Source organism: Stenotrophomonas sp. PI_27, assembly GCF_027854495.1.
Taxonomy (GTDB): Bacteria; Pseudomonadota; Gammaproteobacteria; order Xanthomonadales; family Xanthomonadaceae; genus Stenotrophomonas; species Stenotrophomonas pavanii.
Genome location: NZ_JAJNOF010000021.1, coordinates 37734 through 48631 on the forward strand (window position 1 = coordinate 37734; position 10898 = coordinate 48631).

The 10898-nt window shown below is 69.5% G+C and carries 9 protein-coding genes; 7 read left to right on the forward strand and 2 right to left on the reverse strand.

Annotated features, from left to right (window positions below):
- Window positions 1–181: 181 nt before the first annotated feature.
- Together LRM18_RS19340 and LRM18_RS19345 are read right to left on the reverse strand one after the other, a co-directional pair.
- Entirely contained in the window at window positions 182–835 is a 654-nt protein-coding gene (locus LRM18_RS19340; protein ID WP_049469363.1) for a response regulator transcription factor, read from the reverse strand.
- The gene (locus LRM18_RS19345) at window positions 828–3857 is read right to left on the reverse strand and encodes a sensor histidine kinase (RefSeq protein WP_206631929.1); all 3030 of its coding nucleotides are present in this window, start codon (window positions 3855–3857) and stop codon (window positions 828–830) included. The genes LRM18_RS19340 and LRM18_RS19345 overlap by 8 nt, the downstream gene beginning before the upstream one ends.
- A 96-nt stretch (window positions 3858–3953) precedes the next feature.
- Here LRM18_RS19345 and LRM18_RS19350 point away from each other — a divergent pair, with 96 nt between their 5' ends.
- The 7 genes from LRM18_RS19350 (at window position 3954) to LRM18_RS19380 (ending at window position 10724) form a co-directional block, all read left to right on the forward strand.
- Window positions 3954–4283, forward strand: coding sequence for a hypothetical protein (locus LRM18_RS19350; RefSeq protein ID WP_049465174.1), 330 nt, complete (start codon window positions 3954–3956; stop codon window positions 4281–4283).
- A gap of 77 nt (window positions 4284–4360) precedes the next feature.
- A complete protein-coding gene (locus LRM18_RS19355) occupies window positions 4361–4777 on the forward strand; it encodes an AraC family transcriptional regulator (RefSeq protein ID WP_049465175.1) in 417 nt (138 codons plus the stop codon).
- Window positions 4774–5430 (forward strand): hydrolase, encoded by a 657-nt coding sequence (locus LRM18_RS19360; RefSeq protein ID WP_014647472.1) that lies wholly within the window; start codon window positions 4774–4776, stop codon window positions 5428–5430. The genes LRM18_RS19355 and LRM18_RS19360 overlap by 4 nt, the downstream gene beginning before the upstream one ends.
- Window positions 5431–5432: 2 nt before the next feature.
- Window positions 5433–5858, forward strand: a complete 426-nt coding sequence (locus tag LRM18_RS19365) for a DoxX family membrane protein (RefSeq protein WP_074725355.1) — start codon at window positions 5433–5435, stop codon at window positions 5856–5858.
- A 119-nt stretch (window positions 5859–5977) separates the two neighbouring features.
- Complete coding sequence (locus LRM18_RS19370) at window positions 5978–7825, forward strand: amidohydrolase (protein WP_206631950.1); 1848 nt, start codon at window positions 5978–5980, stop codon at window positions 7823–7825.
- Window positions 7804–9087, forward strand: coding sequence for an alginate export family protein (locus tag LRM18_RS19375; protein WP_206631928.1), 1284 nt, complete (start codon window positions 7804–7806; stop codon window positions 9085–9087). The genes LRM18_RS19370 and LRM18_RS19375 overlap by 22 nt, the downstream gene beginning before the upstream one ends.
- Window positions 9081–10724, forward strand: coding sequence for an MFS transporter (locus LRM18_RS19380; RefSeq protein ID WP_206631927.1), 1644 nt, complete (start codon window positions 9081–9083; stop codon window positions 10722–10724). Before LRM18_RS19375 ends, LRM18_RS19380 begins: the two co-directional genes overlap by 7 nt.
- Window positions 10725–10898: the final 174 nt, after the last annotated feature.

Here is a 10898-nt window from a genome sequence, read left to right on the forward strand (position 1 = left end):
ATCTGACAGAGATTCATCCACGCATGGCGTGGATCTACCGTGTCGACCAAGGTCGACACCTACCACCCGCCATCCCACGGAATCCATGCTGTTGCTGTTGTGGTTGCCGTTGCTGCTGAGGTTGCCGGCCAACGGCCGGCACTACCGCGGGTGCAGGGCTGCGGGCCCTGCCGAACACTCCCTAATCGTGCCCGCTGTCGTCCAGGCTGATGATGCCGCGCCGCAGTGCCTGGGTGACCGCATGGGTGCGGTCACCCACACCGAGCTTGTCCATCAGGCTCTTCATGTGTGCCTTCACCGTCTGCTCGGAAATCTGCATGCGCTCGCCGATGCGCTTGTTCGACAGGCCACCGGCCACATGCCGCAGCACCTCGGTCTCGCGCGGCGACAACCGGTCTTCCACCACGTGCGCGGCAATGCTGGCCGCCACCGCCGGCGGAATCGGCGCGCGGCGGCCACCGGCGACCATGCGGATGGTATCGACCAGTTCGTGGCGCAGCATGTCCTTCAGCAGGTAGGCGCTGGCGCCGGCCTGCAGTGCCCGTACCGCGCGCACGTCACCACGGTAGGTGGTCAGCACGATGATGCGCGCGCGCGGGTCCATCGCGCGGATCCGCACGATGGCCTCGACGCCATCCAGGCGTGGCATCTGCAGGTCCATCAGCACTACGTCCGGCCGTAGTTGCTGGTAGCAGGCGATGGCTTCCTCGCCGTCGGCGGCTTCGCCCAGCAGGCGCAGGTCGGGCTGGGCGCCCAGCAGCGCAGCCAGTCCGTCACGCAGCAGCGGGTGGTCGTCGACCACCAGCACGCCGATCGGGGCAGGGGACTCACTCATGGGATGTTCTTCTCCAGGGCCACCGCCAGCGTGAGGGGCGGCGGTGATACAGGCGCCGGGCGGGAACCGCCAGCGCGACTTCAGTGCCCAGCCCGGGGCGGGTCCACAGCTGCAGCTCCGCGCCGAGGCGCTGCGCGCGCTCACGCATGCCCTGCAGGCCCCAATGGCCATGGCCTGCATTTTCGTCGGCGATGCCCACGCCATCATCGCGCACGTGCAGCAGGAAGCAACGCGCGCCGTAGGACAGCTCTACTTCGATGGCGCTGGCACTGGCGTGGCGCAGTGCATTGCGGATGGCCTCCCGGCCGATCAGGAACACCTCTTCGGCCGCGTCGGCCTGCAGCGGTGGCGCCGTGCCTTCGACGGTCAAGCGCAGTGGGTTGGTGCCGTGCCCGGCGTACTCGGCGTGCACATCGGCCAGCGCCGAGGCAAGGTCGCGGCCGGCGAAGGGGCCCTCGCGCAGGGCACTGACCCGCTCGCGGCCCTCGGCCAGGTTGCGTTCGGCCAGCTGCATCGCCGATTCCAGCTGGCTGCGCACCGGCTCGGGCGTCTGCGCTGACTGGCTGATCGCATGCAGGCGCAGGATCAGGCCCTGGCTGCCCTGCAACAGGGTGTCATGCAGGTCGCGTGCGATGCGTTCGCGTTCGCCATTGCGTTCCTGCAGGCGCGCGCGGAACAGTGCGGCCAGCTGCCCGCTGCGGATGCGCACCGCCATCACCAGCAGCGCAAGTATCGCGGCGGCGCACAGCAGCTTGAACCACACCGTCTGCACGAAGGTGGGTGCGATGCGGAAGCTGCGGCTGGCCGGTGCGGTGCTCCAGATGCCGTCTTCGTTGGCTGCTTCGACCTCGAACCGGTATTTGCCCGGGGCCAGATTGGTGTAGTACGCGCGGGTGCTGCTGCCGGCGTCCTGCCAGCCGTCGTCGACGCCGGACAGTCGGTAGCGGTAGCGGTTGCGTTCCGGGCGTGCCAGCGACAGTGCCACGTAGTCGATCTGCAACTGGCTGGTGCCGGCTGGAAGGCGCAGGCCGTCGCGCAGTGGCGCATGCATGCTGCCATAGAGCACTTCGCCGATGCGGACGCTGGGCGCCATCGTATTGACGTGCGAACGGGTCGTGTCGAGCCAGGCCAGGCCCTGGTTGGTGGCCAGCCACAGCAGGCCGTCATCGGCCAGGACGGCAGTGGCGATCGGCCCGCTCTGCAGGGCGATGCCGGGCATGCCATCGATCGCATCGAACAGGCGCGGCGTGACCGGCTGGCCGCTGCGCAGGGCCGCGCGCAACGGGCCGCTGTCCAGCCTGACCAGGCCGCGGCTGCCGTTGAGCCAGAGGTGCCCGTTCGGATCGGCAACCATGCCGGTGATGCCTTCCAGGACACCGGCCATGTCGGTGCGCACCGGAACGAAACGGCCCTCGCCCAGACGTGCGGCCAGGCCGGCCTCGCCGGCCACCAGCAGCAGCTCCTGATGCTGCAGGATCGCAGTGACCGGCCCGACGGACAGGCCCTGGCGGGCATCGAGGGTGTCGATGCGGGTGGCTCCCATCCGGCGCAGACGGCCATCGGCATAGCCGAGCAGCAGCTGGCCACGGGCATTGAGCGCCAGCGATGAGCAGGCCTGTTCGGGCAGACGGCCTTCCTGCCGCCACTGGCCGTGCAGGTACTGCAGGACGCCATGCTCCCCCGTGCAGACCCAGGCCTGGGTGTCGTCGGGGAACAGCAGGGCGTGCAGGGGCTGCCCGGTGAACGGGGCCGGCAGCGGAATCAATGTCGTGTGGCCGGCCACCGTGCGCGCAAGGTTGACCCAGTCGAACTGCCAGATCGGCGTGGGCGCCTGGCGCGCGGCGGCCTGCAGCTGCGGCGCGCTGCCATCCAGCAGGTGGCGTTGCAGGTCATAGGGCCTGAGGTCTTCGCCGTAGCCATACACGCGACCATCGCTGGCCCGTACCAGCGAGCGGTAGGGATCGCTCGGGCCGACCACCAGGGTGTGCACGCTGCGCGCGCGGAAGCGGTTGAGGCCGAGATTGGTGCCGACCCAGAGATTGCCTTCGCGATCGACGATGATCGGCACCGCCGAGGTGGCGGTCAGCCCGTGCGGCGAATCGAAGCGCTCCATGCGCACGGCCTGGGTGCCGGCGAAGGTGACGCGGGCGACGCCGCCGTGCGGGCTCATCGTGGCCCACAACGCACCGTCGGTGGTGAACTGCAGGCGCGCGGCGACCAGCGCCGGCAGCCGCCGCGCTTCACGCTCGGTGTCCGGTAGCAGGCCCTGCGCATTGGCCAGCGGCGACGTGCCGCGCACGCGGTCAGCCAGCCACACTTCGCCCTGCGGGCTTTCGGCCAGCGTCGCCATCTGCGAGACGGCGATGCCGGTGTCCTTGAACGTGGCCTGGCCGGCGGCACGCATCCAGATCCTCAGGTCGGCCACTACCCAGAACGTTCCCCGGCTGTCGTGCAGCACCCACTGCACACGGCGCTCGGGCAGCCCGGCGCTGGCCGGCATGGGCTGCCAGCGTTGTCCATCGAACCGGCGCAGCCCGCCATTGATCGCCGCCCACAGCTGGCCCTCGCGATCCTGGCTGAAGTGCGGCACCACGCCGACCGGCACGCCTTGCTGGCGGCCATAGCTGTGCAGCTGACCCTGCGCGAAGCGGCTGATGCCGGCCTGGAAGTAGCCGATCCACAGGGCGCCGTCATGGCCATGGGCCAGGGTGACCATGTTGGTGGACGGGAAGTGGCTGCCGGCCGGGGCCGGCTGCCGTTCGAAACGGCGGCCATCGAAGCGGTACAGGCCCGAGCCGGTGGCCAGCCACAACAGGCCGTCCCGGTCCTGGGTGATGTCCCAGATGTCGCCGGGCGCGCCCTGGCCGACCCGCCAGGCCGTGTGTTCGTAATCGGGCAGGCCACCGCTCACCGGCGGGCGCTGCACGGCAAGGGCGGGCAGGGCGGTCAACAGCAGCAGGCACGTCAGCAGCGCCGGCAGGCGACGCAGGAACGGGAAGGGGCGGCCACGCATGGCGCGCATTCTGGCAGGTGTGGGGCAGCCCGGGGTGACCCGAACGGGGTAGGCAACGGGCGTCGCCGTCGGCTATCACGCCGGCATGACTCCCGGAGCGCATCCATGCAGCGCCTGTTCGTGATGTTCCCCGACCGCGGTCCGGGCATTGGCCTGCTGTGGCTGCGGCTGTGCCTGGCTTCGGCGTTGTGCACGCCCGGCGTGCACGCCGGCTGGTGGCTGCTGTGCCTGCTGGCGGCGGCCATGCTCGCGCTGGGGGTGTTGACCCCCCTGGCGGCGATGATGGCGGTCGCGGGCATGTTCGCGCAGCAGGCGCCTTGGCCGCTGGTGGTGTTGCCGCCGGCGCTGTTGATGGTCGGGCCGGGCGCCTATTCGCTGGACGCGCGTTGGTTCGGGCGCCGCCTGCTCGGCCGTCGGCCTCCCCCATTCGGGTAGGCGCCGGCCTCGACCGACGGGGGTAGGGCATCGCACGCCGGCCGCGCACCATGGGCCACCCCCTCGCGGCGCCCCGCATGGCCACCGTCAGTCCGCCCGATCCGTCCGCCATCCCGCTTGCCCCGCAGCAGGCCGCCGCACTGCAGCGAGCCCTGCGCTATGTCGATGAGCACCTGTCGCAGCCGCTGCGCGTCACCGAGCTGGCGGCCGCCGCCTGCGTCAGCCGCTTCCATCTGGTGCGCCTGTTCCGTAGCGGCACCGGCGCCAGCCCGTTGCGCTATGTGCGCCGCCGCCGCATCCAGCGCGCCTGCCAGTTGCTGCCGGGTGCGCAGCTGCCGATGGCGTGCCTGGCCCAGCAGCTGGGCTTCTTCGACCAGAGCCATTTCGTCCGCAGCTTCCGCGCGGAGACCGGGTGCAGCCCCGGCCAGTATCGGGCCGGCGACGCCGCCCTGTTGCTTCCCCATGATCGTGTTTCCCACGGAGTCCATCCATGAGCCTTGCCACCGCCACGCCCGCCCCGGCCCTGCTGTCGCCGACCGACCACGCCCTGGTGCTGATCGACTTCCAGTCGCAGATGGCGTTCGCCACCCACACCATCGACATCTCCGCGCTGCGCAACAACGTGTCGCTGATCAGCAAGGGGGCCAAGGGGTTCAACGTGCCGGTCGTGTTGACCACGGTGGCCGAGACGTCATTCTCGGGCCCGATGTTCCCGGAGCTGCCGCAGATCTTCCCGGGCCAGCCGGTGTTCGACCGCACTTCGATGAACACCTGGGAAGACCAGCCGGTGATCGATGAGATCAACCGCATCGGCAAGCGCCGGCTGGTTCTTGCCGGCCTGTGGACCAGCGTCTGCATCGTTGGGCCGGCGCTGTCGGCGCTGGCGCAGGGGTTCGAGGTCCATGTGATCACCGATGCCTGCGGCGACGTCAGCGAAGAAGCGCACGAGCGTGCGATCACCCGCATGGTGCAGGCCGGCGCGGTGCCGATGACCAGCGTGCAGTACCTGCTCGAACTGCAGCGCGACTGGGCACGGGGTGAAACCTACGACCTGACCACCGGCATCGCCCGCGACCACGCCGGCGGCTATGGCATCGGCATCCAGTACGCCAAGCGCATGTTCGGCGCGCAGGAAGGCGGGCACTGAGCATGCTGGCTGGCCATGGCCTCGACCTGGCCCTGCTGATGCTGCGCGTGGCGGCAGGCGGCTTCCTGCTGCCGCACGCGCTGGGCAAGCTGTTCGGCTGGTTCGGTGGACCCGGGCTGCATGGCTTTGCTGCAGAGCTGCGCGGTTTCGGGCTGCCGGCAGTGGCGCCGTTGCCGCTGCTGTTGTCCCTGCTGCAGGTACTGTCCGGGCTGGCCGTGCTGCTCGGCTGGCAGACCCGCATCGCCGCGCTTGCCGCCGCTGCCTTCATCGGCTTCACCGTGCTGTTGGCCCTGCCCAAGGGCTGGTTCTGGATGCGCGGCGGCAGTGAGTACCCGCTGATGTGGACCACGGTGCTGCTGGCCCTCGCGCTGGCCGGGCCGGGGGCCTGGGCGCTGGATGGCCTACGACTTCCGGGAGCTTTCGCATGAGTCACGATCCCCTCGACCACGGCCGCCGCACCGTGATGCTGGCCAGCGGCGCCGCGGTTGCGCTCGGTCTGGCCGGTCGCGCCGCTGCCGCACTCGATTCCACTTCCAAGGAGCGTCGCATGAGCACCCTGGTCATCCGCAATGCCCGCATCACCACCCTCGACCCGCAGCAGCCGCATGCCCAGGCACTGGCCGTGCAGGAGGGCCGCATCGTCGCCGTCGGCAGCGACGAGGAGATCATGCGCGGCTGGGGCAATGAAGCGACGCTGATCGACGCGCAGGGCAGGCGCCTGCTGCCTGGCCTCAACGACAGCCATACCCACCTGATCCGCGGTGGCCTGAACTACAACCTTGAACTGCGCTGGGACGGCCTGCGTTCGCTGGGCGACGCCCTGGACATGTTGAAGGCCCAGGTCGACCGCACTCCTGCACCGCAGTGGGTGCGCGTGGTCGGTGGCTTCACCGCCGCACAGTTCAACGAGAAGCGCCTGCCGACGCTGCAGGAGCTCAACGACATCGCGCCGGATACGCCGGTGTTCCTGCTGCACCTGTACGACCGTGCGCTGCTCAACCGCGCCGCGCTGCGTGCGTGCGGCTACAGCAAGGACACGCCGGATCCGCCGGGCGGGCAGATCGTGCGTGATTCGCTGGGCAATCCGACCGGGCTGCTGCTGGCCAAGCCGAATGCGCTGATCCTGTATGCGACGCTGGCCAAGGGGCCACGCCTGCCGATCGAGTACCAGGCCAATTCGACGCGCCACTTCATGCGCGAACTGAACCGGCTGGGCGTCACCTCGGTGATCGACGCTGGCGGCGGCTTCCAGAACTACCCCGAGGATTACCAGGTCATCGAGCAGCTGCACCGCGATGACCAGCTGACAGTGCGCATCGCCTACAACCTGTTCACCCAGAACAAGGGCAAGGAAGTGGATGACTTCCGTGGCTGGAGCGAAATCCTGCAGCCGCGCCAGGGCGACGACCTGCTGCGCCACAATGGTGCCGGCGAGATGCTGGTGTTCTCGGCGGCCGACTTCGAGCTGTTCAACGAGCCGCGCCCGGAACTGCCGCCGGAGCTTGAGCCCGAACTGCATGACGTGGTGAAGCTGCTGGTCGAGAAGCGCTGGCCGTTCCGTATCCACGCCACCTACGACGAGAGCATCACCCGCATCCTCGATGTGTACGAACAGGTCAACCGCGAGGTGCCGTTCGATGGCCTGCACTGGTTCATCGACCACGCCGAGACCATCACCCCGCGCAACATCGAACGCATCCGTGCGCTGGGTGGCGGCATCGCCGTGCAGCACCGCATGGCCTACCAGGGCGAAGCTTTCGTCGAGCGCTACGGTGTGCAGGCTGCGCGGCACACGCCGCCGGTCAGGCGCATGCTGGCCGAAGGCGTGCCGGTCGGTGCCGGTACCGATGCCACCCGCGTGGCCAGCTACAACCCGTGGGTGGCGTTGTCCTGGCTGGTGACCGGGCGCACCGTGGGCGGCCTGGCGCTGTATGGCGAGGAGAACCTGCTCGAACGCGAGCAGGCGTTGCGCCTGTGGACGCAGGGCAGTGCCTGGTTCTCCGGCGACGAAGCGGTGAAGGGCACGCTGAAAGCTGGCCAGCTGGCTGATTTCATCCTGCTCTCGGCCGACTTCTTCCGCGTTGATGACGCGCAGATCGCCGACATCACCAGCCTGCTGACCGTGGTCGGCGGCCGCATCGTGCACGCCGACGGCGATTACGCCGGCCTGGCGCCGCAGCTGCCGCCGGCGATGCCGGACTGGTCGCCGGTCAACCGCTTCGGTGGCTACCACGTCGGCGGTGCCGCTACCGGGTTGGCCGCCGCGCATCGCCACCATCACGGTGTGGCCTGCAGGACGCATGGTGCTCACGGCCATGCCGCGCTGCATGCGGCGCCCACCGACGACCTGAGCGCCTTCTGGGGTGCGATGGGATGCTCGTGCTTCGCGTTCTGAGCCTGGCGCTGCTGGCCATGCCATGGATGGCGCTGGCCTGTGACGCCCCCCGCTGCACCGACGTGGGCGACGGCCAAGTGCAATGGGACGCCTCGCTGCGCCTCAGGGGGATGTACTACGACCCGGCCCGATTCGGTATCGGCGGCAGTGAAGACGGCTACGGACTGCTGCGTGCACTGGCGTCGGCCACGTATGCCGAGGGCAACTGGCAGGCACGGGTGCAGCTGGGCGTGCATGCCGAGAATGGCAAGGCAGGCGGCCCGGGCCGTACCGACCGTGGCGCCTTGGACGTGCAGCAGGCCTACTGGCGCTGGCAGCGCGGTGGGTTCCATCTGCAGCTCGGTCGGCAGGAAGCCGGCTATGGCAGTTCGCGGCTGTTGTCGGTGCGTGACGGGCCGAACATCCGGCTGGCATTCGATGGTGCCCGTGCAGGCTGGAAAGGCCGCCTCGGCACGCTGGACCTGATGGCGCTGCGACCGCTGGAGAACCGACCCGGCGCCTTCGATGACCGCGGCGAACGCGGTGCCCACCTGTGGGGCGCGTATGCGACCACCGCGCGGGGTCGTGGCCCAGGGCAATGGGATCTGTACCTGCTGGACTACCGTCGTGAAGGCGCGCGCTTTGCGGCGGGCTCCGGTACCGAGCGGCGGCAGACCCTCGGTGCGCGTTGGTTCGGCCAGGCCGGTGCGCTGGACTGGAACACCGAGTTGGTGGCGCAGGGCGGTGAACTGCAGACGGTCGCCGGCACGCTGGATGTCCGCGCCTGGACGCTGGCCACCGACACCGGCTGGCGCTGGATCGAGCGGCCGCTGCAACCGCGGCTGGGGCTGAAGGCGGATATCGCCAGTGGCGACGGCAACCTTCACGATGGTCGCGTGGGCACCTTCAATGCACTGTTCCCGAAATCGGCCTACTTCAGCGAGGCCAGCCTGCTGGCCCCCGCCAATCTGATGGACGTGCAGCCGACCCTGACCCTGCGCCTGCGCGACGCGGTGACGACGGAACTGGGCGTACAGATGGCGTGGAAGCATCGCCGGGCCGATGCGGTCTACACCACGCCGGCGCCGCTGCTGGCGTTGCCGGGCAGTGCCGGTGGCGCGCGCCGCATCGGCACGCAGTACAAATCCGAAACCCGCTGGCAGGCCAGCGAACACTGGCAATGGCAGCTGCAGCTGGCCTGGGTCGACGCCGGTCCTGCGCTGAAGCAGGCCGGTGGCCAGGACACGTTGTTCGCCTCGATCGTTGGAGCATGGCAATGGTGAACGCAAACGCGTCACAACCCGTACCGGCCGAAGGCGCCTGGTCCCCCCTGAAGATCCAGATGTTCCGATCGATCTGGCTGGCAATCCTGGCCAGCAACATCGGGACCTGGGTCAATGACGTGGCCGCTGCCTGGGTGATGGCCGAGCGTACCGGCTCGCCGTTGATGGTGGCGCTGGTGCAGTCGGCCACCACGGTGCCGATCGTGCTGCTGGCACTGGCCGCCGGCACGCTGGCCGACATCGTTGACCGCCGCAGATACCTGCTGGTAACGCAGGGCTGGATGCTGATGGTCGCTGCGGCCATGGCAGCGTTGACCGCGATGGACCTGCTGACACCGCAGCTGCTGGTGCTGCTGACGTTCTGCATGGGCTGCGGTGCAGCCATGGCGATGCCGGCGCAGGCCGCGATCGTGTCCGAGCTGGTCCCGCAGCCGATGCTGGCCTCGGCAGTGGCGCTGAACTCGATCGGCATCAACATCGCGCGCTCGATCGGCCCGGCCGTCGGCGGCGTGATCGTCGCCCAGCTGGGAGCGGTCTGGGCGTTCGGCTTCAATGCGATCACCTTCGCCGCGATGCTGTTCGTGGTGTGGGGCTGGAAACGCGACCCGAAGCAGTCCAGCCTGCCGCCGGAAGGCTTTGGTGCGGGCTTGAAGGCGGGCCTGCGCTACGCCAGCCGCGCCGGGCGGTTGCAGGCGGTGCTGATCAAGTCGGTCGGCTTCTTCTTCTTCGCTGCAGCGATGAACGCCCTGCTGCCGGTGGTGGTGCGCGGGCAGATGCACGGCGGGGCGGGGCAGTACGGCATGCTGCTGGGCTGCATCGGGATCGGTGCGGTGGGCGGTGCGCTGCTGCTGCCGAAGCTGCGCGCGCAGCTGGACCGCGACCTGCTGGTGCTGCTGGCGACGTTGTCGCTGGCGCTGAGCCTGGTCGGGCTGGCGCTGACCCGCAGCTGGTACGTGCTGCCGCTGGTGATGCTGGTCAATGGCTTTGCCTGGATCACCGTGCTGTCGTCGCTGCAGATCGCCGCGCAGACGGCGGTACCGGCGTGGGTGCGTGCACGCGCACTGGCGCTGTACATCATGGTGTTTTCCGCCGGCATGGCCGCCGGCGGCCTGAGCTGGGGCGCGCTGGCGCAACGCACTTCGCCGGAGCTGGCATTGCTGGTGGCGGCCGCCGGCGCGGTGATCGGAGGACTGCTGGTGTGGCGGGTGCGCATTGCAGGCACCGAGGACCTGAATCTGCGCCCTGCCGGACACTGGCCGGCGCCGGAACTGTCGGTGCCGGTATCGAATGATCGGGGCCCGGTGCTGGTGACCCTCGAGTACCGCATCGACGATGCCGATCGTGCGGCGTTCCAGGCGCAGATGCGCGCGCTGGGCACGATCCGTCGCCGCGATGGCGCGGTGGTCTGGGGCGTGGTCGAGGACGTGGCAACCCCGGGGATTCACCTGGAGTATTTCGTGACCCCATCGTGGCTGGAGCACCTGCGCCAGCATGAGCGCATCACCGCCGATGACAGGGCGATCCAGGAAGCCCTGCGGGCACTGCATCGCGGTGAGCGTGCGCCAGTGGTGCGTCACTTCGTGGGTGGGCACGATCCGTTGCCGGCCACCGTACCGCATCACCACACCGACATCTGACCCGCCACGGGTAGAGCCGGCCGCTGGCCGGCTGTGCGTGATTACGACGGATGATCGGGTTGCCGGCCAGCGGCCGGCACTACCGAAGGAGCGGCGGCGCCCTGGGGCGCCGTCGCGGGACATCACTTGCGTGCGAACGCCAGCAGGTCGGCGTTGAACTGCTCGGCGTGGGTA

Bases quoted from the DNA above. Each gene is read 5' to 3' on its own strand.
- LRM18_RS19340 (WP_049469363.1), bottom strand. From the start codon at position 835: ATGAGTGAGTCCCCTGCCCCGATCGGCGTGCTGGTGGTCGACGACCAC.
- LRM18_RS19345 (WP_206631929.1), bottom strand. From the start codon at position 3,857: ATGCGCGCCATGCGTGGCCGCCCCTTCCCGTTCCTGCGTCGCCTGCCG.
- LRM18_RS19350 (WP_049465174.1), top strand. From the start codon at position 3,954: ATGCAGCGCCTGTTCGTGATGTTCCCCGACCGCGGTCCGGGCATTGGC.
- LRM18_RS19355 (WP_049465175.1), top strand. From the start codon at position 4,361: ATGGCCACCGTCAGTCCGCCCGATCCGTCCGCCATCCCGCTTGCCCCG.
- LRM18_RS19360 (WP_014647472.1), top strand. From the start codon at position 4,774: ATGAGCCTTGCCACCGCCACGCCCGCCCCGGCCCTGCTGTCGCCGACC.
- LRM18_RS19365 (WP_074725355.1), top strand. From the start codon at position 5,433: ATGCTGGCTGGCCATGGCCTCGACCTGGCCCTGCTGATGCTGCGCGTG.
- LRM18_RS19370 (WP_206631950.1), top strand. From the start codon at position 5,978: ATGAGCACCCTGGTCATCCGCAATGCCCGCATCACCACCCTCGACCCG.
- LRM18_RS19375 (WP_206631928.1), top strand. From the start codon at position 7,804: ATGCTCGTGCTTCGCGTTCTGAGCCTGGCGCTGCTGGCCATGCCATGG.
- LRM18_RS19380 (WP_206631927.1), top strand. From the start codon at position 9,081: ATGGTGAACGCAAACGCGTCACAACCCGTACCGGCCGAAGGCGCCTGG.